This window comes from Vibrio pacinii DSM 19139, assembly GCF_000711795.1.
Lineage (GTDB): Bacteria > Pseudomonadota > Gammaproteobacteria > Enterobacterales > Vibrionaceae > Vibrio > Vibrio pacinii.
Genome location: NZ_JONH01000002.1, coordinates 16408 through 39626, shown reverse-complemented (window position 1 = coordinate 39626; position 23219 = coordinate 16408). Strand labels below are relative to the sequence as shown.

The 23219-nt window shown below is 45.0% G+C and carries 21 protein-coding genes; 15 read left to right on the top strand and 6 right to left on the bottom strand.

Features of this window, described 5'->3' with window-relative positions:
* The first annotated feature begins 191 nt into the window (after positions 1-191).
* The 7 genes from BS19_RS02430 (at position 192) to BS19_RS02400 (ending at position 7384) form a co-directional block, all read left to right on the top strand.
* Positions 192-1157, top strand: a complete 966-nt coding sequence (locus BS19_RS02430; RefSeq protein WP_038173123.1) for a sialic acid TRAP transporter substrate-binding protein SiaP — start codon at positions 192-194, stop codon at positions 1155-1157.
* Between the two features lie 62 nt (positions 1158-1219).
* Positions 1220-1729, top strand: coding sequence for a TRAP transporter small permease (locus BS19_RS02425; RefSeq protein WP_038173122.1), 510 nt, complete (start codon positions 1220-1222; stop codon positions 1727-1729).
* Between the two features lie 9 nt (positions 1730-1738).
* Entirely contained in the window at positions 1739-3022 is a 1284-nt protein-coding gene (locus BS19_RS02420) for a TRAP transporter large permease (protein WP_038173121.1), read from the top strand.
* An 81-nt stretch (positions 3023-3103) separates the two neighbouring features.
* Complete coding sequence (locus BS19_RS02415; protein ID WP_038173120.1) at positions 3104-3994, top strand: dihydrodipicolinate synthase family protein; 891 nt, start codon at positions 3104-3106, stop codon at positions 3992-3994.
* A 112-nt stretch (positions 3995-4106) separates the two neighbouring features.
* A complete protein-coding gene (locus BS19_RS02410; RefSeq protein ID WP_038173119.1) occupies positions 4107-4943 on the top strand; it encodes a MurR/RpiR family transcriptional regulator in 837 nt (278 codons plus the stop codon).
* 204 nt (positions 4944-5147) lie between these two features.
* Positions 5148-6308, top strand: a complete 1161-nt coding sequence (locus tag BS19_RS02405) for an N-acetylneuraminate epimerase (protein WP_038173118.1) — start codon at positions 5148-5150, stop codon at positions 6306-6308.
* 14 nt (positions 6309-6322) lie between these two features.
* Entirely contained in the window at positions 6323-7384 is a 1062-nt protein-coding gene (locus BS19_RS02400; RefSeq protein WP_038173117.1) for a YjhT family mutarotase, read from the top strand.
* Positions 7385-7508: 124 nt separating this feature from the next.
* On the opposite strand, the gene BS19_RS02395 is transcribed toward BS19_RS02400, so the two are convergent.
* A complete protein-coding gene (locus BS19_RS02395; RefSeq protein WP_038173115.1) occupies positions 7509-8438 on the bottom strand; it encodes a M14 family metallopeptidase in 930 nt (309 codons plus the stop codon).
* A gap of 175 nt (positions 8439-8613) precedes the next feature.
* Here BS19_RS02395 and BS19_RS02390 point away from each other — a divergent pair, with 175 nt between their 5' ends.
* Complete coding sequence (locus BS19_RS02390) at positions 8614-9519, top strand: DUF808 domain-containing protein (RefSeq protein ID WP_038173114.1); 906 nt, start codon at positions 8614-8616, stop codon at positions 9517-9519.
* A 71-nt stretch (positions 9520-9590) separates the two neighbouring features.
* Here BS19_RS02390 and BS19_RS02385 read toward each other — a convergent pair whose 3' ends face one another.
* On the bottom strand, positions 9591-10238 hold the full coding sequence (locus BS19_RS02385) for a DsbA family oxidoreductase (protein ID WP_038173113.1): 648 nt from the start codon (positions 10236-10238) through the stop codon (positions 9591-9593).
* A 210-nt stretch (positions 10239-10448) separates the two neighbouring features.
* On the opposite strand from BS19_RS02385, the gene BS19_RS02380 reads away from it, so the two are divergent.
* Positions 10449-11801 carry an alpha-amylase family protein gene (locus BS19_RS02380; protein WP_038173112.1) on the top strand — a complete coding sequence of 451 codons (1353 nt, stop codon included), beginning with the start codon at positions 10449-10451 and terminating at the stop codon, positions 11799-11801.
* 48 nt (positions 11802-11849) lie between these two features.
* Here BS19_RS02380 and BS19_RS02375 read toward each other — a convergent pair whose 3' ends face one another.
* Both BS19_RS02375 and BS19_RS02370 read right to left on the bottom strand, forming a co-directional pair.
* The gene (locus tag BS19_RS02375; protein WP_038173111.1) at positions 11850-13718 is read right to left on the bottom strand and encodes a methyl-accepting chemotaxis protein; all 1869 of its coding nucleotides are present in this window, start codon (positions 13716-13718) and stop codon (positions 11850-11852) included.
* A 96-nt stretch (positions 13719-13814) separates the two neighbouring features.
* Positions 13815-14432 carry a hypothetical protein gene (locus BS19_RS02370; RefSeq protein ID WP_038173110.1) on the bottom strand — a complete coding sequence of 206 codons (618 nt, stop codon included), beginning with the start codon at positions 14430-14432 and terminating at the stop codon, positions 13815-13817.
* 188 nt (positions 14433-14620) lie between these two features.
* Between BS19_RS02370 and BS19_RS02365 the strand changes: the two genes are divergently transcribed.
* Positions 14621-15721: a lysophospholipid acyltransferase family protein gene (locus BS19_RS02365; RefSeq protein ID WP_038173109.1), complete on the top strand. Its 1101-nt coding sequence runs from the start codon at positions 14621-14623 to the stop codon at positions 15719-15721.
* Positions 15722-15797: 76 nt separating this feature from the next.
* On the opposite strand, the gene BS19_RS02360 is transcribed toward BS19_RS02365, so the two are convergent.
* The gene (locus tag BS19_RS02360; RefSeq protein WP_038173108.1) at positions 15798-16397 is read right to left on the bottom strand and encodes a hypothetical protein; all 600 of its coding nucleotides are present in this window, start codon (positions 16395-16397) and stop codon (positions 15798-15800) included.
* A 124-nt stretch (positions 16398-16521) separates the two neighbouring features.
* Positions 16522-16815 (bottom strand): YfcZ/YiiS family protein, encoded by a 294-nt coding sequence (locus BS19_RS02355; protein ID WP_038173107.1) that lies wholly within the window; start codon positions 16813-16815, stop codon positions 16522-16524.
* A gap of 492 nt (positions 16816-17307) precedes the next feature.
* Here BS19_RS02355 and BS19_RS02350 point away from each other — a divergent pair, with 492 nt between their 5' ends.
* The 5 genes from BS19_RS02350 (at position 17308) to thrS (ending at position 23216) form a co-directional block, all read left to right on the top strand.
* Positions 17308-17769: a TetR/AcrR family transcriptional regulator gene (locus BS19_RS02350; protein WP_038173106.1), complete on the top strand. Its 462-nt coding sequence runs from the start codon at positions 17308-17310 to the stop codon at positions 17767-17769.
* Positions 17770-18017: 248 nt separating this feature from the next.
* Entirely contained in the window at positions 18018-19022 is a 1005-nt protein-coding gene (locus tag BS19_RS02345) for a response regulator (RefSeq protein ID WP_038173105.1), read from the top strand.
* A complete protein-coding gene (locus BS19_RS02340) occupies positions 19022-19462 on the top strand; it encodes a PAS domain-containing protein (protein WP_038173103.1) in 441 nt (146 codons plus the stop codon). Before BS19_RS02345 ends, BS19_RS02340 begins: the two co-directional genes overlap by 1 nt.
* Positions 19463-19555: 93 nt before the next feature.
* The gene (locus BS19_RS02335; protein ID WP_038173102.1) at positions 19556-21061 is read left to right on the top strand and encodes a bifunctional ADP-dependent NAD(P)H-hydrate dehydratase/NAD(P)H-hydrate epimerase; all 1506 of its coding nucleotides are present in this window, start codon (positions 19556-19558) and stop codon (positions 21059-21061) included.
* Between the two features lie 226 nt (positions 21062-21287).
* The gene (gene thrS, locus BS19_RS02330) at positions 21288-23216 is read left to right on the top strand and encodes a threonine--tRNA ligase (RefSeq protein WP_038173101.1); all 1929 of its coding nucleotides are present in this window, start codon (positions 21288-21290) and stop codon (positions 23214-23216) included.
* Positions 23217-23219 lie beyond the last annotated feature (3 nt).

Below are 23219 nucleotides of genomic sequence, written 5' to 3'. Positions count from 1 at the left end.
TCACGCCAGTGAATGGTCGGTAGTGGTTCTATTTTGTTTGAATATTCGTCCGTGATCACATTTTGTTAAATATAGGTTTGAAAATAATCTTCACCGAAATGATAATTCATAACGAATATTTTTTTCAAACAAAATAATTATTTTTTTTGAAAGTGGTGAAATCAGACCAGAAACAAATATAAGGGAATACTATGAAAGCCATGAACAAAATCACTATTGCAATGTTGACTCTCGGACTCGCAGTTTCTGCACAAGCGGCCACGACACTTAAAATGGGCATGCAAGCATCGGTGGGTTCAGTCGAATATACTTCTGCAAAACTGTTAGCAGATACCATTGAAGAGATGAGTAATGGAGATATTAAATTGTCACTTTATCCTAGTGCGCAACTAGGAGATGACAGAGCAATGTTGCAGCAGTTAAGCCTAGGTGATTTGGATATCACTTATGCAGAGTTTGGCCGCATGGGTCTTTGGATTCCTCGTGCAGAAGCTGTCACATTGCCATACGTCGCAAAGGATTATGAGCATTTACGTCGTATGTTTGAGTCTGAGTTTGGCCAAGGTATTCGCGAAGAAATGCTGACGAAGTTTAACTGGCGAGCGCTAGACACTTGGTACAATGGAACGCGTGAAACAACGTCTAACCGTCCTCTTGAATCAATTTCCGATTTTAAAGGTTTGAAACTTCGCGTTCCAAATGCAAAACCAAACCTAAACTATGCAAAATTATCTGGCGCATCACCGACACCAATGGCGTTCTCTGAAGTCTATTTAGCACTTCAAACCAACGCAGTTGACGGTCAAGAAAACCCACTACCTACTATCAAAACGATGAAGTTCTATGAAGTACAAAAGAACTTAGCTATTACAAATCATATCGTTAACGATCAAATGGTGATTATCTCTGAAACAACTTGGCAAAAACTGTCAGAGGAAGAGCGTAAGATAGTGAGCGCGGCTGTAGCAAAAGCAGGAGCGGCGCATACTAATTCGGTGAAACAACAAGAAGCCGAGCTGGTTGCATTTTTTGAATCTCAAGGTGTGAATGTTACTTATCCAGATCTTGCGCCTTTCCGTCAAGCAATGGAGCCGTTGTACACTAAGTTTGAAGAGAAAATTGGTCAGCCAATTGTGAAGAAACTGGCGAGTATGTAAGCCACCGCCTTTGGTAGTAAAAAGCTTGGTTGGCCATTATAGGCCAGCCTTGGAGCTAAAAAATGTTACGTAAGATTATTAATAATATCGAAGAAATCATCACTGTGCCTCTAATGGCAATTCTGCTAGCTGTACTGACTTGGCAGATCGGAACCCGTTGGTTGCTCAATGATCCTTCGCTTTGGAGCGAAGAGCTCGCTCGAGTTCTTTTTATGTACATGTCGTTAATTGGCTGCGCGCTAGCAATCAAAACGGGATCGCACGTCAAAATTACTTTTTTCTCGGACAAACTACCCCATAAAATAAGGTTCTCGTTAGCGTTCGCCCTAGAGTTAGCCGTACTCATATCGATTTTTACCATCATCTATTTAGGTTACCAACATGTCCAACGTACCGCTTTTTTTGAGCTGATAACGTTAGAAATTTCGAGTAAATGGATGAATTACAGTTTGCCACTTGGTGGTCTGTTTATGGTGGCACGTCAATTGGAAAAAATGGTCCAGTTGTTGGGTGAGTTTCGCCAGAGCGCAGTATCAGCCTCTAATCAATCATCTCACACAGTCGTTAGGTAGGAGTTCGTTATGGCAGGTTCAATTTTTGGCTGGTTAGCACTCCTATTTGCAGGGATGCCGGTTGGCTTTTCACTCATTTTTGTTGCTCTTGTGTTTTTGTTTATAACTCAAAGCACAGGGATTAACTTCGCCGCTCAGCAAATGTTGGGTGGTATCAATAACTTCACTTTACTTTCAGTACCATTTTTTGTCCTGACGGGGCATTTGATGAATAGTGCTGGTATTACCGAGCGTATCTTTAACTTTGCTAAATCCATGGTAGGCCATATTACCGGTAGCCTTGGTCATGTGAACATCATGGCGAGTTTGCTGTTCTCGGGTATGTCAGGTTCGGCTCTGGCGGATGCGGGGGGGCTTGGACAACTTGAAATTAAATCGATGAGAGATGCCAAATACGATGATGATTTTGCCGGTGGCCTCACCGCTGCGTCATGTATTATTGGTCCATTAGTTCCGCCTTCAGTGCCGCTTGTTATTTATGGCGTGGTATCAAACACTTCGATCGGCGCACTATTTTTGGCGGGGGCGATTCCTGGTTTAATGTGCGCTGCTTCGCTGATGATAATGAGCTACTTTATCTGTAAAAAACGCGGTTATATGACACTGCCAAAAGCGTCACGTGGTGAGCGATTTAAATCATTAAAAGAAGCGTTTTTGTCTTTATTGACTCCGGTTATCATCATTGGTGGCATCTTCTCTGGAAAATTTACTCCCACTGAAGCTGCCGTGGTTTCTTCTTTGTACGCGCTGTTCTTGGGGACAGTGGTTTATCGTCAGGTCACTTTATCAAGCTTCTTAGGTATCTTAAAAGAAACGGTTAATACGACGGCTGTTGTTGCATTAATGGTCATGGGTGTGACGGTGTTTGGGTGGATAGTCGCCCGTGAGCAGTTGCCACAGATGATGGCAGACTACTTTTTGACCATCAGTGAAAACCCTCTCATATTACTGCTGTTGATTAACTTATTATTGCTATTTTTAGGTACATTCATTGAATCGTTAGCACTGCTTCTATTACTAGTGCCATTTCTTGTGCCAGTAGCTGCTGCGGTAGGTATTGATCCCGTTCACTTTGGTGTTATGGCTATTTTGAACTTAATGATTGGTATCTTGACTCCTCCGATGGGCATGGCCTTGTATGTTGTCTCGAAGGTTGGGGATATACCATTCCACACTTTAACCAAAGGGGTTATTCCACTGCTGGTACCATTATTTATCGTGCTAGCTCTTATTGCCGTTTTCCCACAATTCACACTGTTCCTTCCAGAATTAATGCTTGATTACGGAAAGTAGCAGTGGGTCAGAGTTAAAAATCAAGCAGTGGAATGAACAATGGTTATTCCACCATTAGAAAATAAGATTTAAGGTAGGAACATGAAAAAGTTATTAGGGCTAATTGCTGCACCTCACACCCCATTTGATGCCGCCAATAAAGTGAACTTTGGCGCAATTGACCAAATCGCCGAGTTGCTAGTTGAGCAAGGAGTTACCGGCGCATATGTTTGTGGAACAACCGGAGAAGGCATTCACTGTTCGGTTGAAGAACGTAAAGCTATCGCGGAGCAATGGGTGAAAGCGGCAGATGGAAAACTTGACCTTATTATCCACACCGGTGCGTTAAGTATTGTAGATACATTAGATCTTACTCGTCACGCTGAGCAATTGGATATCCTTGCGACCTCTGCGATTGGTCCATGCTTCTTTAAACCTGGCAATGTTGAAGACTTAGTGGAATATTGCGCTCAGATCGCGGCGGCAGCACCGTCAAAAGGGTTTTATTATTACCATTCAGGGATGTCTGGCGTGAACGTCGATTTGGAGCAATTTCTAATTCAAGGTAATGATCGTATTCCTAACCTATCCGGTGCGAAATTTAACAACGTTGATCTCTATGAATATCAACGATGCGTGCGTGTTGCTAATGGAAAGTTTGATATTCCGTTTGGTGTTGACGAATTTTTGCCTGCTGGTTTAGCTGTAGGGGCATTAAGCGCAGTAGGCAGCACCTACAACTATGCTGCGCCATTGTACTTAAAGATTATTGAAGCATTTAATAAAGGTGACCAAACCCAGGTTGCAGCATTAATGGATAAAGTTATTGCCATTATTCGTGTCTTGGTGGAATACGGTGGTGTTGCAGCAGGCAAAGCCGCGATGGAGTTACATGGCATTGATGCTGGAAACCCTCGTTTACCTATTCGTCCATTGACAGCAATACAGAAAGCTGACGTTGTAGCAAAAATGCGAGACGCTGATTTTTTGTAACGATATAAGGGGGGTAAATCCCCATATATTACGCTTTAATATGGGATGCTATGTCATTGTTTTATTGAGTCTGCTATTTTGACTCAAGCGTTATGTATCTATAGGGGCCAATGTGAATACGCCTAAAAATCTTTTAGTCAGAATGCGTTCTAATATAGAACCTTTGAGTAAGAAACTTACCATTGTGGCGAACTACATTATTGAAAATGCACATGATGTGCAATTTCAAACGATCACTGAGCTTGCTAAAAATACTCAAACCAGTGAAGCGACCGTCGTTCGTTTGTGTCGTGATCTTGGTTACAAAGGGTATTCTGATTTCCGTATGGGTTTGGCAATAGATTTGAGCCAAACCGCGAGTCAGAATGCCCCCGAAGTCGCAGGTGATATTTGTGATGTTTCTGCTCAGAATGCGGTGGCAAGTTTGAATGATACGGCCAAACTCATTGACAGGAAATCGTTAGAGAGGATCTGTAAGTTGGTCCATAACTCCAGTTTTATAAGCTGTGTTGGGGTTGGAGCGTCGAGTATTGTAGGGCGATATCTTTCATTTCGTTTATTGAGAATCGGCAAAAAAGTCACAATGTATGAGGACACTCATCTTGCTGCGATGAATGCAGCACGCTGTACTGAAGGAGACTTATGGATATCTGTCTCAAGCTCAGGGTCAACCAAAGAAGTGGTTCATGCGGCGACACAAGCATACAAACGCCAAGTGCCTGTTGTTTCTTTTACCAATATTAGCCATAGCCCTTTGTCGGCAATTTCTACAGAAATGCTCGTTGCAGCTAGGCCTGAAGGTCCACTAACTGGCGGTGCTTTCTCATCGAAAGTCGGTGCTTTGTTGCTAGTTGATGTGTTGGTGAACAGTTTGCTAGATATGTATCCGGAATACTCAGACTCCGTTTTAGAGACTGCAGAAGTGGTTATGCCGTTAATGACCTCATAGCAAACCAAATACTCTTAATAGCCTAAAGCCTGCAATCGCAGGCTTTTATTTTACCTGTAATAAAAATTATTTTTTTGTTAACTCGATCTTATAAAAATAATTTCCTTTGATCAATACTATGTATGAATTGTAAACGAGAGATTCATACGTATTCTCATTAACTAAATGGCAGGTTATGGCCATTTCAATAAGGAAATTAAGATAATGAATAAACGATACCTCAATAGCTTTGCCATGCCTTTTCTGACAGCTTCACTGTTTCTAAGCACTGCGACTTTTGCACAAGAGCAGTGGCCTGATTTACCTGTAGGTATGAAAAGTGGAATTAGCGCTCAAGTGGGTAGCAAACTTTACGTTGGTTTAGGCTCTGCAGGTCAAGAGTTCTACATGTTGGATTTAGCTGACATGAAAAAAGGCTGGCAAAAGAAAGCAGACTTCGCAGGTCCAGCTCGAAGTGGCGCAACAGCGAGTGTCGTTGGTGAGGAAATCTATGTTTTCGGTGGCTCAGGTAAAAATCATTCGAGTGATGCTACGCCGATTCTTTTCGATACGGTTTACCGCTATGACGCAAAGGCCAATAAGTGGGCTCTTGTGAATACCGAAACTCCAGTAGGTTTGCTTGGGTCGGCATCTTATTCTCCTGATAACAAACAAGTTCTATTTTTTGGTGGCTATAACAAAGGTTTCTTTGATCAGTACTTGGCCGATATCAACGCAACCAGCAAAAAAGATCAGCCAGAAAAATGGCAAAAAATTGTTGATGACTACATGGGTATGAAGCCCCTTGATTACCAATGGAATTCAAATGTCATTAGCTATACGCCTGAAACTGGGGTATGGGAAACGCTGGGTGTATCTCCTTTCATGCCAAATTGTGGGTCAGCGTTAGTTCAGAAAGGGGCGATGGCGACCCTCGTGAGTGGCGAAATCAAACCTGGATTACGCACGTCGGAAGTGAAGCAGTTTTCTTTTGGTGCGGAGCAGCCATGGATGAGTCTGCACGATTTACCAAAGCCAGCTGACCAGTTAGTACAAGAAGGTGTCGCAGGTGCATTTGCTGGAGAAAGTAACGGCGTTATGATTGTTGCGGGTGGGGCGAATTTCCATGGCGCTAAAGAGGCCTTTGAGCAAGGAAAAATGTTTGCGCACAACGGGTTTGGCAAAGCGTTTAATCCAGAAACGTACGTGTTAAAAGGCGGACTTTGGTCTCAATCTACTGACTTACCTTACGGTTTAGCTTATGGCGCATCTTTTACTACAGATAAAGGTGTATTGATTGTGGGTGGAGAAGACGACAAGCGTGCAGCGCGCAAAGAAGTCTACTTACTTTCTTGGGATGGCAAAGCCGTTCAAGTGACCAATTAATAATGGAGTTAATCATGCCACTTTCTATGGTTTCGTATCCTGATTTCCCTGATGCGATTAAAAACGCTGTCGGGGCTCGAATAGACGACCGGATCTTCGCTGGATTAGGCACTGCGGGTAAACAGTTTTACTGCCTTGATTTGAATTCGATTGAACTTGGTTGGCAATCAATGGCTCCGTTTATCGGGGTGATTAGAAATGATGCTGTCATGGTTGCAAGTGGCAACAGCATTTGGGTGTTCTCTGGCGCCGGTTTAGACGAAGACAGTGAATACACCCAAGTGCTTACAGACGTGTATCGTTTCGATGTTACGAACAATCAGTGGGAAAAAATATCATCAAAAACCCCTGTAGGTTTACTCGGTGCTAGTGGTTGTGAAATTGCACCGGGGAAAATTGCTTTTTGGGGAGGGTACAACAAAGCCCTGTTCGATGACTTTCTAGCAAAAATTGGCCAGATAGATGCCACTCTCGACCCCGAAAAACACCAAGCCACTTTGGTTGAGTTTATGTCAATGCGACCCGAGCAATACGGTTGGAATCAGGATATTTGGTTGTTTGATTGCGAAACGTTGCAATGGCGAATTCTAACGGCAAATCCATTCCCTGCGAATTGTGGTGCGAGCCTAATCCAACATGATAACCAGATAGTATTGGTGGATGGCGAAATCAAGCCCGGCTTGCGCAGTACAGAAATAAAACAATTTACCTTTCACTCAGGTGACAAAGTGAAGATCAATACGTTGCCGAGCATTGAACACTCACCTCAAGAGCACGAAGGACTCGCTGGCGCTTATGCCGGACTGGTGAAAGGCCAATATGTTGTGGCTGGTGGTGCATTTTTTGTGGGCAGCCAGAAACAAGCAAGAGAAAAGCAATGGTATACCCATCAGGGGTTGAGTAAGCATTATGCTGACGATATTTGGTGCTTTGAAGATCAACAATGGCAACGGATAGGAACATTGCCTGTGGGCCAAGCTTATGGCATCTCAATTACCAGTGAACAAGGTCTAGTTATCATTGGAGGTGAAAACGCAAAAGGCCACGCATTACAAAGTTGTTATTTGCTCGGTTGAAACCGATAGGCCGCTTCCCCTCTTTAGGAGACTTAGGCGTAAAAAGCCGAACCCAGTGTTAACTTATCGGGTTCGGCTTGAGGAACAACAAATGGAACCGTATCCACTAGAGTGCTCATTCTGATTAAGCTGACTGACCTTGCAAACAGCCTAATACATAATCCAAACCACCAGTAATCGCGGCCACTTGGGCATCGTTACACTCTTGGTCAGTGACTTTGGGGCTATCTGGATACACTTCGGTTGTGGTTCCATAAGTACAAGAAGTGACACCGCCACACAAACCAAGCTTGACCATCGGATAATTGATCACGCCATCTTGTACTACCACAGAGCCGATGATCTCACCTTTGTCATCCGCAGGGGCGATATGGGTCACTTTGCTTACCGACTCAATGACTGCGGCTTGAAACTCGGGCTGCGGATTTTCGCTATCGCCCACAGTGTAAAAGCCGTCTGGGATCATTCCTGCCTCGTATTCAATACCATCACGGGCAGCAAGTGCTGGACGAAACTCACTTTCATCGCTGTCGGTGGTTTCATGCAGATCGATATGAACAAGGACATTGTCACCTAATGACGCGACAAGTTTGATGAGATTTGCAGACTCTTCGGCAGGAGAGTTGGCATAAAACGAACGGTTCGGATCGAGTGCCAGTGGATTCCAACGATTGATGGTCTCATATCCCCAAGGGCTCACACATGGCGCGACAATAATATTAAAGTGCTTGCTGTAGCGGGCCATCTCCGATTGAGCAAATTGCAGTGCGCCATGGACACCACTGGTTTCATAACCATGAACGCCACCGGTGATCAGCACGACAGGTTTGTCACAGTGCCATGCTTTACTCTTGATGCAAAACAGCGGGTAACGGTCCGGGTCGTAAGAAAGTGCACCATATTGCGTGACGTCAAATTGCTCACCGAGCGCCTTAATTTTAGCCACGACTTCGTGTTGGTAATGACGCTTGATGGTGGTTTGATCGCGCCACGCTTGTCGTTCGGCCTCGCCCCATTTCTGACCAGCCGTGCCGATAGGATAAGTACTGTGCATTACTTTGCCTTTTTGTTATTAGCAGAGGCCAATAGCATAGAGCGCGCCATCATCACAAGCAATCACTGCCAGCAAAAAGCGTGCATTTAACTCAGGGTGACTATTTCAGTTTGTCTGCACAGGGGATGGTGTTACATTTGTTTACATCGAAACCAACAATCAAGAGAGTCAACCTATGGCTGGGGCAAGTTTATTAACCTTGTTGGATGATATTGCGACGGTACTGGATGATGTCGCCGTCATGTCGAAAATGGCAGCGAAGAAGACCGCAGGGGTACTAGGCGATGATCTCGCACTCAATGCGCAACAAGTCGCGGGGGTTAGGGCTGAACGCGAAATACCGGTGGTATGGAGTGTCGCTAAGGGGTCGTTTCGCAATAAGCTAATTTTGGTGCCAGCAGCGCTTTTGATGAGTGCATTTACCTCTTGGCTTATCATGCCGCTTTTGTTACTCGGTGGCTTATTTCTCTGTTTTGAAGGTGCCGAGAAGATCCTTGAAAAGCTGTTTCACGCCGCTGAAGACACGGCGACAGAGAGTGAATTAAGTGACCTATCGGTTGAAGAGTACGAGCAGAAAAAAATTGCTGGAGCGATTCGCACTGACTTCATTTTATCGGCTGAAATTATTGTGATTGCTCTGGGGACTGTGCAAGGCCAAGTGATGTCGACGCAAATTTTAGTGGTGAGTTTAATCGCTTTGGTCATGACAATTGGTGTATATGGCCTGGTGGCAGGAATCGTTAAATTAGACGATCTGGGTTTTTACTTGGAGCGTCAGTCTAAAGGGGTCGGGTTGCGCTTTAAATTGGGCCAAGCGCTTATCGCGTTCGCGCCTAAATTAATGAAAGTGCTTGCCGTTGTTGGAACAGCGGCGATGTTTTTGGTCGGTGGTGGTATCGTGGTACACAATGTGCCAGTGATTCATCACTGGGTTGAGCCGATCATTCTTAATCTGGCCAATATCTCTGTAGCTAAAGCGATATTACCGACGCTACTTAACGGATTGATTGGAATGCTCGCCGGGCTGGTGGTCGTCTTGATCGTGACGTTAGGCGCGCGAGTGAAAGCTCTCGTTTCTTGAGGTGTTACACCCAAGTGCATAAGGGGTAAATCATGTTTACCCCTTAGCTAATCATCGCTTGATTGATGCCATTACCCTTCGGCTTGAATAATTTGCTCAATGGCTGAGATCAGTCGATCTGAGGTTTGTGCGCCAGAAATCAAATGTTTCTGATTGATGATGATAGCAGGGACGGCATTGATGCCCGCCTCAAGCCACTGCTGTTCGGTTGAGGCCACCGTTTCAGCCCAAGTACTATCGTTGATGATATGTTGCGCCACTTGCTGATCTAATTCCGCTTGAATGGCACATTCAATTAACACACTATCATCACTGATATCTTGCCCGTAGGTAAAGTAGGCCTCGAACAAACTCAGTTCAAGGGCTAACTGTTTATTTTCACTTTGTGCCCATAGTAATAGCTGATGGGCTTTACGTGTGTTATAGATACGCATCTCATCACTAAATTCAAACAGAAAGCCGACCTCTTGGCCAAGTTGAGTCAATGTGTTACGTGCTGAAAGACTCGCTTCATCGTTAGTGCCATACTTTTCTTGGATATGTTCGCGTAAGTTTTGTCCGTCTGGACCCATGGCGGGGTTTAGTTCAAAGGGATGCCAATGGATATCGGCTTGAACGCTATCACTGAGGCTCGCTAACGCTTGCTCGAGACGCTTGTAGCCAATAATGCACCAAGGGCACACCACGTCAGAAACGATATCAATGCGAATGTTATTCATATTGCGATCCTTATTTGCTTATGTAGACAAGTATAGCGTTGTCATCAATACGGTTGATTGAAGTGAGTCACTCTATACTAATCTACGCCTATTCACTACTACGTGAATTAATCGCTAAGGGGTGAAGAGGGACAGCCACACGGTTTGATAATATAGTGAACAATGGCGCACTCATGGGTGAGTGTTGACTCCCTGATAAAGGAAATCGTGATGAATATGTCTCACACGACCGATGTTATTTTACACGCATTTGACTGGCCGTATGCAATGGTTGAACAGCGTGCACGGCAAATTCAGCAAGCTGGCTACAAGTGCGTGCTGGTTTCACCGCCAATGAAATCGTTAAAGACTGAAGCAGGCACCCAGTGGTGGCAGCGTTATCAGCCGCAAGATTATCGAGTGATTGACAATCAACTTGGTAATACGACCGATTTTAAACGTATGCTTGAAACCTTAAAGCAATACGGTATTTACGTGTACGCCGATGTGGTGTTTAACCATATGGCCAACGAGTCATCAATTCGCAGCGATTTGCAGTACCCAAGCGAAGATGATCTTAAGCGTTATCAAACGCACGGCGACTATTATCAAGCGCAGCGCCTGTTTGGTGATCTCACTCAACCTCTGTTTGATCGTGATGATTTCGTTGAGGCTTTTGGGATTGAAGATTGGCAAGATAGCTGGCAAGTACAAAACGGACGCATCACTGGCGGTCCTAGCGATCCTGGTTTACCTACTCTGCGAGTTTGCCCGCATGTGATTGAACAACAACAAGCCTACCTTTATGCTTTAAAAGCGATGGGGGTGAAGGGTTTTCGTATTGATGCTGCAAAACATATGACGTTAGAACACCTTAAGCAGGTGTGGAGTGAAGAGATTTGTCAGGACGTGCATATTTTTGGCGAAATCATTACTAGCGGTGGTGCCACGCAACCAGAATACGAGTTATTTTTGCAGCCATTCTTGGCTCAAACACGTCTTGGTGCCTACGACTTTCCGTTGTTTCAAACCCTTTTTGATGCCCTTGAAAGCCAAGGAAGCCTAAAAAGTTTGGTCGATCCTTACTGCTTTGGTCAGGCGTTATCGGAAACGCGCGCAATTACGTTTGCAATTACCCACGACATTCCCAACAACGATGTGTTCGCCAACTTGGTTATGAGCGAAGAAAAGGAGTGGTTGGCGTATTGCTATTTGCTAGGTCGCAATGGTGGTGTGCCATTAGTTTACACTGACTTAGATACCAGTGGCATTACCAATGAGGCGGGAGAGCCGCGTTGGGTAAATGCTTGGAAAGATGAAAAAATGGTTGCCGCGATCGATTTCCATAACCGCATGCATGGCAACAACATGAAAATACTTGAAGCGTCCGACGATCTGTTGGTCTTCGTTCGCGGCGAGGAAGGAATGGTGGTGATCAATAAATCTAAGCGGCCACAAAGCGTCGACTTTACCACTAAATCTCAATGGCTAGATTTACTGAGCTTAGAGAGTATGGAGCCGAAAAATGGTCGATGTTTACTCAAGGTTAGGCCACATTCAGCAATGATGTTGGTCGCGATTTAGGCCAGAGAAAAGGCGCATGACGCGCCTTTTAACCAATTAAGCCTCTAACTACACTGTGAATTTATTCAATATGGCATCTTGCTCGCGAATGTTCTCGGTTTGTGCTTGCATGGCGATGCTAGCGTTAGATGCCGAATCTGCCACTTGAGTCGAAAGATCTTTAATCTTGACCGTATTGTTGTTGATCTCTTCGGCAACTAAACTCTGTTCTTCTGCAGCAGAGGCGATTTGAATATTCATATCACTGATGCGTTGGATGGCATTGCGAATTTGCTCCAACGCTACGTTGGCTTCGTTGGCCCTATCAACGGCGGTGCCCGCTGTGCTCTTACTGGTGTTCATTGCATTAGAGACGGATTTTGCTCCTGCTTGAAGTTGTTCAATCATGTTGCGGATTTCTGTCGTCGACTCTTGAGTGCGCTGAGCAAGGGTGCGTACCTCATCGGCAACAACGGCAAATCCACGGCCTGATTCACCCGCCCGTGCGGCTTCAATCGCGGCATTAAGCGCTAATAGATTGGTTTGGTCAGCAATGTCGTTGATCACTTTCAAAATGGTTTCGATATTATCGGTGGCTGATTCAAGTACCTTAACTTCATCAACGGCATTGTCGATGGTTTGCGATAGCGTGTTGATGGCAAGGGTGGTTTCACTGACTACTGTGGTACCCACACCCGTCGCTTCATCGGCTTCACGTGCAGCAGCAGCAGCGCCTTGCGCATTATTGGCGACATCTCCTGAGGTCGTGGCCATTTCGTGCATGGCAGTGGCAAGTTGCTCAAGTTCGTGCAATTGATCTTGCATTGCGGCGGCTGAGTTTTCTAGGCCAGCAGAAGTCATTTCTGAGCCCCGCAGAATCTCTTCGCCAATCGCTTTCGATTGGCTAATCAATTGTTGTAAGCTACCCGTAAAGTCATTAAATCCAGAGGCGAGAATCGAGAACTCTTTATCTGTATTGGTGTCAAGACGTTTAGTTAAGTCGCCTTGACCAGAAGCAACGTCTTGAATGGCATCATTTAAAGTGTCGAGAGGGCGCATCAAGGTGCGGATTAGTACCAGTAGAACAACAATACTTATCACCAACGCGACGACGGTGTAGATAATCGAGCTGTTTTTTAAATCGGCCAGTGATTGATAGGCAATTTCTTCATCCAGTAGCACCCCGACATACCAATCCTCCCCCGGAACCTTTGAAAAATCGAGAGTGTAAATTTTGTTATCAATCGTTGCTTGTTGCGGATTGTCATTAATCACAGCACTGCCTAAAAAGTCTTGCATCGGCTTGCCGTTCAGTTTGGTGTCTGGATGAGCGATAGTGGTTCCATCTCCGGCAACGATAAATACGTAACCGGCGTCAAATAGCTCCACTTTGTTGACCAATTCGGCTAATGCGCCAAGACTAACATCGTAAAAAATTGCGCCGATAAACTGACCGTTGTCACGAACCGGTGTGGCGATCGACACCAGAATTTCGCCCGTTGCGGAATCTGCGTAAGGCGCAGTGATCACCAGTTTACCGGAGTTTTTAGCGTCAATGTACCAAGGGCGTACGCGTGGGTCCCAAGTTGGACCAGGATTCCAGGAAGGGTCGTTATTGATGTTCGAACCGTCTTTCTCAAACCCGAGCCCGGCGAGCAAAAATGTCTCCTTGACCACAGGCCGAGTTAATACAGCGGTTATGGCTTCAGCTGAGAGGTTCACTTCAAGCATGCTAGTGGCGTAGGAAGCGATAGCTTTACGGGCATTAATTTCGGCGGCGGTTGTATCTCGGACTCCGTCAACAATTTCAGCAACACTAGAGGTCACTTGGCTCTTTATTTCTTTTTGGACGGTGAAATATTGTTGAAGGGTAAGCAGGGTCACGGTCGCTAATAGTAGAACAGACGAAGCCGCCACAATTTTATGGCTGAATTTCATTTGTCATTCCTTATCTATTGTTAAGCATTAGGCTCTTATTAATAGATCTATAGTTATAAAATGACAATTCAGCCAGAAAATAGTTAAACTTTCGTGCTAACTGTTATCAGTCGAGTCACCGAGTAGCGCATGCTCCAAACTGATCAATATCGCATCGTTGCCATCAAATAAGTTATCAACGACCAGATCACGGTTTTTACCCGATAGCATCTGTTTTTTCGCTTCTCTAAAACGCAGTACCAACTGTAATTCGTTGTTAAGCGAAGAGACTTGGTCGGCTTGCCATTGATTAACCTGCTTGGTCAGTTTGCTCTCTTTGAGTTCCGGCTTGAGTTCGCTCAGTTCAGCGCGAAGTACGGTCAATATATCTTGTTGACGCTGACGGTTTTCGTTCAGCGTTTCTAATCGATTGATCAACGCCATCATCAACTCATTCAGTTTCACGTAGCCCCCTTGTTTGGGCAGCGCGGTGGTGACGCGTGAAGAAACGTCGACACTACTGACTTGAGTTTTTGGTGTGTAAGTGACGGAGACTAAGCTGTCGAAGGGCAGCCAAAATGTTTGCCCTGATTCAACGGCGTACTCGAGTTTTCCTAATTTAACCAGCACCAACCCCTGCTTGACAAAAAAGAGACGATGTTTAAGCGACTTTCGGCGCGGTGTGGAAAGCAAAAAATCATGGTTTTCGGTTTGATAGGAAATCGCGTAGTGCATAACGAGGCTCGTCTATTTTGGAGCGCTAAGATTAACGTTTCTTGGAAAAAAAGCCAACTTTGTGCCATTAGACGCGCAAATTCTAATAATATTTCTGGTCTGACCTTAACGATTCTGCGAAAAGGGTAGCTGCCAAGACGCCTTTCTATGCGTAGAATGGGGTCGATTTCTACCTAATGTATTACAAAATGACGACAAACAGCGATCCATTTATTGAGATTCGTCCTTATAATGACGACGAAATTCCAGCGGCAATTGACCGCCTTGTTAATGACGAAGAGTTCATTAGCGCTATTTTGAAGCACCGTTTTTCTAACCATTCAGGCTGGTTTCGCACATTGATGTCGCCGATGGTCAAAGTTTATTTGAAAATGAAGTGGTCCAAGCTCAACTCTGTTGAAGCGATTCAGATTGAGGTAAAGAAGTACCTTGAACAAACGCTAAAAACTACGACTAAGGGCGTCACTTATAGCGGGTTAGACAACCTCGACCCGAATCAAGCCTATCTTTTTATCTCTAATCACCGTGATATTGCGATGGATCCAGCACTGGTTAACTATGGCTTATTTAAAAGCGGTCACAAAACTGTGCGAATTGCGATTGGCGATAACCTGCTCAAGAAGCCGTGTGCTAGCGAATTAATGAGGCTCAACAAAAGCTTTATTGTTAAGCGTTCAGCGAAAGGCCCACGTGAGATGATGAAAGCATTGGGAACGCTCTCTGCTTATATAAAACACTCACTCGACACGGGTCATTCAATCTGGATTGCGCAAAAAGAGGGGCGAGCAAAAGATGGCAATGACTTTACCGATCCCGCGATCTTAAAGATGTTTCATGTCGAAGGGCGTAAACAAAAAGCATCGTTTTCTGACTACATTAAAACACTTAAGATAGTGCCAGTAGCCATTTCGTATGAAAATGACCCTTGTGATTTGGCGAAAGCGACCGAGTTACATGCTAAAGAGTCGTTAGGCCGCTACGAAAAAGGTGAGTTTGAAGATATTCAAAGTATCATCCAAGGTATTATTGGTGACAAAGGTCATGTTCATGTCGCGTTTGGTGATGTCATTGAGCAAGACTTCGAGACGCCAGAACAACTCGCGCAAGAAATTGATCGCCAGATCCACGCCAATTACAAGCTATTCCCAATCAATGAGTTGGCGGCAGGTAATGAACAGGTTGATGAGCAGGTGAAGGCGGATTTCGCTGCTAAGCTAAACGCTCTGCCACAAGAAGTGCAGCCTTATTTGGTGGCAAGCTATGCCAATCCAGTGAAAAACCGCCCTTAAGCGAAGTGCTTATAAACGCACCATCCACAAAAAGCCTTACCCTCATGTAAGGCTTTTTGCTATGTGGCATCAAAGATTAAGGGGCGACAGCGCCACCGAGTGTTAAGTTGGTTGGCCACTTCGAAATGCGGTTACCACCAAGGAATATGTTGCCATTGACCGTCATGGTATCAGGGAACTCGCGGATCTGTGATCCCCCAATAAACAAGCTGCCTTCAACAATCAATCCTTCAGGTAGGCTCTCGAGAGGGGTTCTCATCACGCTTAAATCGCCTTTGACTCTCAGTCTTGCTGGCAGGCTAGTTAATGGAGTATCGGTAAGATTGATATAGCCTCCCACTTTCACACCTCGTGGCCAGCGAGTAATTTGAGAGCCTAAGAGATTGGCAAAACCTTTAATATTGACCCCTTTAGATATCCGAGCAAGACCACTGTTAGAGGCATTGAGACTGCCTTGAATATCGAGCTCTTGCGGCAGTGTTTTTATTTGCGTCTTTGCGATATTCAAATTGCCCTTGATGACTAAGCCTGCAGGCAGTTCAGTGTAAGGTTTGTTGCGCAGATCGAGATTGCCATAGTTATCGAGATGATTGAGAATTCGAAATTGATCAAGCGGTTGAGCATATGAGCTTGCGCTGAATAGCAATAACATCAGTGAGCAGAGTACAGAACGCATAGTAGGCAGAAGTAGGGGTAGATGAATTAATCTTAGTGACCCGTTGCTGAAGGTCAAACAATATAATCAATGAGATAAAGAAAACGGGCACAAGCGCCCGTTTGTCGACGATAACTGAGCCCCTTTAGCGAGCCAGTGAACGTGTTTTGAGTTCAAAAATGAGTTTTTCAGCACTCACATCGAACTTAAAGCGCGCTGTTAGCTCAGTCGAACCTTGTTCGATAGGGGTGATGTCGTATTCGACCGTTGCAGATACCTGCTTAGCCAAATCGATGTATTTGTTCAGCTCAGTTTCAAGCAGTTCTTTACCTTCAGCGAAAATCATCACTTCGGCGACTTCATCGCCTTCTTTGATAATAAAGCCTATTTCACCTGCGCAGCCACAAGCTTCGCAGACTTGATCTTGTTCAGTGCTCATCTCATCTATCCTCTTACAAATTATGTGGCTATAGTAACGATTATGCGCTTTGCGATCTAGCGCTATCACCGTAGCGACAAAATTCCGTCATATAGCGAATAATTGTTAACAAGCGATTGCTAATTAAGCAAAATATTGATAACGATTATCATTTAACTGTGACTTGTGTCAATAAATGACGAAAATTCATATTTATTTTGCGTCAGAACGGTGTTCCTTTCGTTGTAAGGGTCAAAATTTTATTACATTATCGATGGCTCAATAATTAAATATATAAAAACAAAATGCCTTGTTACCCTAGCGAAACATATCGAGTGTTTAGTTAGTAAGAGCTTGGACTACTTTTTGCGGAACGGAACGATTTCTCGGGTTGCTGCTCGTTAGCTTTACGCCTGTGTTGTTTCGGTTTTACACTAGTCACTAAGCTCTGTAAGGCGTAATTTTTTGGCCCGTAAATGGGCTACACAGATCGACAGAGAGAAGAGCCTGCACATGCCAAAGCGTAGTAAAGAAGATACCGAAATCACGATTCAGAAAATCATGGATGCGGTCGTAGATCAACTTTTGCGTCTAGGTTATGACAAGATGTCATACACAACACTCAGCCAGCAAACGGGGATTTCGCGCACCGGGATCAGCCACCACTTTCCTAAAAAAACCGATTTTACCGCCGCTCTCGATGAACGTATCTTCAAGATGTTTGTCGAGCACGTCGACTTTGAGCAAGACGTTGAAGCGTTTTCTGCAAGTTGGGTTGCGGCATTAGATAATGAAGAGTTCTGCGCTATTTTGCGCTTGCTTTTCCATCATATCGTAACGTCAAAGAGTACTCACGAATTTGCCCGTAATGGCGTTGAACGTTTGTACACGATTACAGAGGCGAAGTTTGGGCCATCAAGTGGCAAAGAACTTGAATGGTTGATTGGTAAATCCCTCTTGCGTATGGCAAGTTAATTACTCACATCCACTTGCTAATAAAGCCCTCTTCGTTCGAGGGCTTTTTTGTACCGCCATGCATTATACTGCGCGTTTTTTGTTCATTTAAACCATTGTAATCGTGATTACGGTGGGTAAAGCTACCAGCCTGTTCTTGATCTGCTACATTGATATAGAAGAGCCAATGATTGTCGAGACAAAATGTCCGGGTATTTGTGCTTCTTTTTATTCACTCACCCTTTACCCCAAGAGGAGTAGACGTACGCATGTCATTTCCAGTACTTATATGCGATGACTCCGCTTTAGCTAGAAAGCAGATGGCGCGCTCAATACCCGCTTCGCTAAATGCCGATATTACCTTTGCCGTACATGGGCTTGATGCACTCGAACAGCTAGAAAATCATACCTTCAAACTGCTGTTTCTTGATCTGACTATGCCTGAACTTGACGGTTTTGGTACCCTAGAGGCGATTGGTAACAAGGGAATCGACATTCCGGTCATCGTTGTTTCTGGCGATATTCAGCCCAAAGCCAAACAACGTGTGATGGAGTTAGGGGCAAAAGCTTTCATCCAGAAGCCGATTGACAAAGAGCTACTCAACAAGACGCTCAAAGAATTGATCGAACCTGTTACTCAGCCACAAATCATTACCCCGACCAGTCTTGAATTACCGATATTGCGTCGTCGTGACGTCTATATGGAGGTCGCCAACGTATCCATCGGGCGAGCCGCGGATGCTTTGGCGAGGCATTTCGATGTTTTTGTTCACCTTCCGTTGCCGAACGTGAATATATTTGAGGTCAGTGAGCTGCACATGGCGCTGCGTGATTTGGCCGAAAACGATCAAGTCTCAGGCGTCTGCCAAGGTTTTAGTGGCGAGGGGATCGCAGGGGAAGCATTAGTATTACTGAGCGATTCCAGTGTCAGTGATTTAAAAAAATTGATGAAAGTACCTGCCGATAGCGAAGAGCTTGAAGAGCTTGAACTACTTATGGATGTGTCGAATATTTTGGTCGGTTCGTTTTTAAATGGCTTAGGGGAGCAATCAGAAGTCCGCTTCTTCCAGAGCTCGCCGGTGTTGCTTGGCCAGCATATTTCGATTGATTCGGTGATTTCATCCACTTCCGGTTCGTTTAAGAAAACCATGACTTTCGAGGTAAGCTACAACATTGACGGTACGTCTATTCGTTGTGATTTATTGTTTATGTTTGTTGATGAATCTTTGCCTTTGTTGGATAACAAGTTGGCCTATCTGATGGAGGACTTCTAATGATTAATCTTCCTGCTGAGTTTGAGCAGTTCCACTGGATGGTGGATATGGTGCAGAATGTTGATTTAGGTTTAGTCGTGCTAGATCGAGATCACAATGTGCAAGTGTGGAATGGCTTTATGACTCACCATAGTGGTATTCAAGCGCATGACGCCATTGGTAAACCACTGTTTGAACTCTTTCCCGAGATCCCCCGCGAGTGGTTTAAGCTGAAAACGAAACCTGTGTACGACTTAGGTTGTCGCAGTTTCATTACTTGGCAGCAACGGCCTTATTTATTCAAGTGTCGCAATGTTCGCCCCGTCACTCAGCAAGCAGACTTTATGTATCAAAACATCACACTCAACCCAATGCGTACGCCAACGGGTGAGATTCGGTCATTGTTTTTGTCGATTCAAGATGCGACGGCTGAAGCGTTAGTGTCACGTACCTCAGCATAATCTTTGTGAAACCCCATTTTGCTTATTACGCCAAGGTAATCCTTGGCGTAATTGTTTATGCTTTAGTAAGGCTCAACAAGGGTGAGACACATTATGACAAACACCTTCTCTTCGTTACTCTTTACTGCTCAGCAAGTCCAACAGGGCGAGCGGCAAGCCGCACAACTCGCTGGGGTTGAGATGTATCAACTGATGTTAAACGCGGGTCGTTCGGCCTATCAGATATTGCGCTCTAACTACCCTCGTGCAAAACATCTCCTGATCTTGTGTGGTCGTGGCAATAATGGCGGAGATGGCTTTGTTGTTGCCAAGCTTGCACAGCAAGATGGATTGGCTGTGACCCTTGCGCTGTATGGTCAGCCAGAACAACTCACGGGAGACGCACTCACTGCCAAGAATGAATGGCAAAATCTGGGTGGAGAAATTCAGCAAGTGACAGATCTTGATTGGCCGAAAATCAAGTGCGACGTGATTGTTGATGCCTTACTTGGCACAGGTTTATCTGGACAGGTGACAGAGCCACTTTACAGTGTGATCAAACAGGTTAACCATCTCCAACTCCCTGTTGTTGCCATTGATATCCCTTCAGGGCTATGCAGCAATACAGGCCAAGTGCTAGGCATGGCAGTAGTCGCGGCGCACACGGTAACTTTTATTGGTATCAAACAAGGCATGGTGACAGGGCAGGCGCGCGCCTATACTGGCAAGCTGCACTTTGCAGGCCTTGACATTCGTAACCAGTTTGAACAGTGCGTTACGCCTTCTGCCAAACTTATTGATGTCTATGAATGGCTATCTGCATTGCCACGACGTATCGCCACCGCTCATAAGGGCCATCACGGTCGATTGCTGTGTTTAGGGGGTAATCAAGGTTATGCGGGCGCGATTAGCTTATGCTCTAGCGCGGCGATGCGCAGTGGAGTGGGGTTGGTAAAAACCTTATGTCATTCAAGCTCTGTTTTGGCAATACAGGTTAGGATTCCCGAGGTTATGGTTCAAGCCTGGTCGCAACAAGATAAAGCGCTTGAGCAAAGTTTGAATTGGGCTGATGTGATCGCGTTAGGCCCGGGGCTTGGACAAGATGCCTGGGCGCAGCAGTTGTTTCAAGTGAGCGCCCAGATTGAAAAGCCCAAAGTCATTGATGCTGATGGATTGAATCTACTCGCTCAACAGCCAAATCAAGACCATTTACGAGTGATCACACCGCATCCTGGAGAAGCAGCGCGATTGTTGGGCTGTACCGTCAATGAGATAGAAGCCGATCGCTATACGGCAGTGCGTTCACTGCAAGCTCAATATGGTGGGGTAGCGGTATTGAAAGGCGCAGGTACATTGATATGCGACGGTGAGATGACATACGTCTGTCCTGCGGGAAATCCCGGCATGGCAACAGGCGGAATGGGTGATGTTTTGACAGGAATGATTGCCGCGCTGTTGGCACAAGGCATGACACTTTGCGCAGCGGCTACCGTTGGCGTGCATCTGCACAGTGTGGCCGCTGATCAATTGGTGAATGAACAAGGCGCAGTCGGCTTACTCGCCTCGGATCTATTGCCACGGGCAAGAACTGTGCTCAATCAGTGGTTGAATCAAGAGTAAGGTCAACCCACTAGGGTGAAAAGAGACTTTTTTAGTTCATTTCTGTGACTTTGATTGTTATTTCAGACTAATCCGTTACAATACGTGCTCGTTCCTCAGTTGTGCATCCGTATTTGCATAGAAAAGGACACCGTTTCTTATCTTTAACGCATTGTTTTTAATGTTAAAGATACGTTTTAAATACACGTGTTGCTTGGTATGCAACACCACTGTAAAGGACAGTTAAATGCCTATTATTACTCTTCCTGACGGCAGTCAGCGTCAATATGACAACCCAGTTTCAACTCTTGAAGTCGCTCAATCTATCGGCCCAGGTCTTGCGAAAGCAACCATCGCTGGTCGTGTAGATGGCACTCGTGTTGATGCCTGTGATTTGATTGAACAAGATGCAAGTCTTGAAATCATCACAGTAAAAGACGAGGTTGATGGTCTTGAAATCGTTCGCCACTCTTGTGCGCACTTGCTCGGTCACGCGATCAAGCAACTTTTTCCTGAAGCGAAAATGGCGATTGGTCCAACCATCGATAGTGGTTTTTACTACGACATCGACCTTGAGCACTCTCTAACGCAAGAAGATCTAGAAAAGATCGAAAAGCGTATGAAAGAGCTGGCTAAGACGAAATACCAGGTTATCAAGAAAAAGGTAAGCTGGCAGGAAGCACGCGATGCATTTGAAGCTCGCGGTGAAACTTATAAGATTGAAATTCTCGACGAGAACGTTGCACGCGACGATCGTCCGGGTCTTTATCATCATGAAGAATACATCGATATGTGTCGTGGACCACACGTACCACATATGGGTTTTTGTCAGAATTTTACGTTATTAAACGTGGCGGGTGCTTACTGGCGCGGTAACAGTGACAATAAAATGTTGCAGCGTATCTACGGTACGGCTTTCCACGACAAAAAAGCATTAAAAGCGCACCTAACTCGTTTAGAAGAAGCGGCCAAGCGTGATCACCGTAAGATCGGTAAGCAACTTGACCTCTTCCACATGCAGCAAGAAGCACCAGGTATGGTATTCTGGCATCATAACGGTTGGTCAATCTTCCGTGATCTAGAAGTATTCGTGCGTGAGAAACTGACAGAATACGACTATCAGGAAGTAAAAGGTCCACTTATTATGGATCGCGTTCTTTGGGAACGTTCTGGTCACTGGGATAAGTATGCAGATGCAATGTTTACCACTGCCTCTGAGAACCGTGACTACGCGTTAAAGCCAATGAACTGTCCTGGTCATGTTCAGATCTTTAATCAAGGTCTGAAATCGTACCGTGACCTGCCACTTCGTATGGCAGAATTTGGTTCATGTCACCGTAACGAGCCTTCAGGCGCGTTACACGGTATCATGCGCGTACGTGGCTTTACTCAAGATGATGCACACATCTTCTGTACTGAGAGCCAAATTCAAGACGAAGTGACCAGCTGTATTAAAATGGTTTACGATACGTACCAAACTTTTGGTTTCGATAATATCGTTGTTAAACTGTCAACTCGCCCTGAAAAGCGCGTTGGTAGTGATGAAATCTGGGACCAATCAGAAGAAGCATTGAAACAATCTCTTGAAGCGATGGACATTCCATACGAGATTCAAGAGGGTGAAGGTGCGTTCTACGGTCCTAAAATCGAGTTTACCCTGCACGATTGTCTTGATCGCGCATGGCAATGTGGTACGGTTCAGTTAGATTTCAACCTACCAGGTCGTCTAGGTGCCACTTACGTTGATGAAAATAACGAGCGTCAAGTGCCCGTTATGATTCACCGTGCGATTCTGGGCTCACTAGAACGATTTATTGGTATTCTAATTGAAGAGTACTATGGCTTCTTCCCAACTTGGTTATCGCCAGAACAGGCTGTAATCATGAATATCACTGACAAACAGTCAGATTATGTTCAGGAAGTTGCACAAAAACTACAAAAATGTGGAATTAGAGCTAAAGCAGACTTGAGAAATGAGAAGATTGGCTTTAAAATCCGCGAACATACTTTGAAGCGTGTACCGTATATGCTCGTTTGTGGCGACCAAGAGATGGACGCTGGCGAAATTGCAGTACGAACTCGTAAAGGCAAGGATCTCGGCAAGTTTAAAGTGGATGATTTTATTTCTTACATCCAAGACGAGATTTCAAGCCGTAAGCTCAATCTGGAGGAATAAGCT

Excerpts from the sequence above, each read along its gene's own strand:
- BS19_RS02430 (WP_038173123.1), top strand. The coding sequence starts at position 192 with ATGAAAGCCATGAACAAAATCACTATTGCAATGTTGACTCTCGGACTC.
- BS19_RS02425 (WP_038173122.1), top strand. The coding sequence starts at position 1,220 with ATGTTACGTAAGATTATTAATAATATCGAAGAAATCATCACTGTGCCT.
- BS19_RS02420 (WP_038173121.1), top strand. The coding sequence starts at position 1,739 with ATGGCAGGTTCAATTTTTGGCTGGTTAGCACTCCTATTTGCAGGGATG.
- BS19_RS02415 (WP_038173120.1), top strand. The coding sequence starts at position 3,104 with ATGAAAAAGTTATTAGGGCTAATTGCTGCACCTCACACCCCATTTGAT.
- BS19_RS02405 (WP_038173118.1), top strand. The coding sequence starts at position 5,148 with ATGAATAAACGATACCTCAATAGCTTTGCCATGCCTTTTCTGACAGCT.
- BS19_RS02400 (WP_038173117.1), top strand. The coding sequence starts at position 6,323 with ATGCCACTTTCTATGGTTTCGTATCCTGATTTCCCTGATGCGATTAAA.
- BS19_RS02395 (WP_038173115.1), bottom strand. The coding sequence starts at position 8,438 with ATGCACAGTACTTATCCTATCGGCACGGCTGGTCAGAAATGGGGCGAG.
- BS19_RS02390 (WP_038173114.1), top strand. The coding sequence starts at position 8,614 with ATGGCTGGGGCAAGTTTATTAACCTTGTTGGATGATATTGCGACGGTA.
- BS19_RS02385 (WP_038173113.1), bottom strand. The coding sequence starts at position 10,238 with ATGAATAACATTCGCATTGATATCGTTTCTGACGTGGTGTGCCCTTGG.
- BS19_RS02380 (WP_038173112.1), top strand. The coding sequence starts at position 10,449 with ATGAATATGTCTCACACGACCGATGTTATTTTACACGCATTTGACTGG.
- BS19_RS02375 (WP_038173111.1), bottom strand. The coding sequence starts at position 13,718 with ATGAAATTCAGCCATAAAATTGTGGCGGCTTCGTCTGTTCTACTATTA.
- BS19_RS02370 (WP_038173110.1), bottom strand. The coding sequence starts at position 14,432 with ATGCACTACGCGATTTCCTATCAAACCGAAAACCATGATTTTTTGCTT.
- BS19_RS02365 (WP_038173109.1), top strand. The coding sequence starts at position 14,621 with ATGACGACAAACAGCGATCCATTTATTGAGATTCGTCCTTATAATGAC.
- BS19_RS02360 (WP_038173108.1), bottom strand. The coding sequence starts at position 16,397 with ATGCGTTCTGTACTCTGCTCACTGATGTTATTGCTATTCAGCGCAAGC.
- BS19_RS02355 (WP_038173107.1), bottom strand. The coding sequence starts at position 16,815 with ATGAGCACTGAACAAGATCAAGTCTGCGAAGCTTGTGGCTGCGCAGGT.
- BS19_RS02350 (WP_038173106.1), top strand. The coding sequence starts at position 17,308 with ATGCCAAAGCGTAGTAAAGAAGATACCGAAATCACGATTCAGAAAATC.
- BS19_RS02345 (WP_038173105.1), top strand. The coding sequence starts at position 18,018 with ATGTCATTTCCAGTACTTATATGCGATGACTCCGCTTTAGCTAGAAAG.
- BS19_RS02340 (WP_038173103.1), top strand. The coding sequence starts at position 19,022 with ATGATTAATCTTCCTGCTGAGTTTGAGCAGTTCCACTGGATGGTGGAT.
- BS19_RS02335 (WP_038173102.1), top strand. The coding sequence starts at position 19,556 with ATGACAAACACCTTCTCTTCGTTACTCTTTACTGCTCAGCAAGTCCAA.
- thrS (WP_038173101.1), top strand. The coding sequence starts at position 21,288 with ATGCCTATTATTACTCTTCCTGACGGCAGTCAGCGTCAATATGACAAC.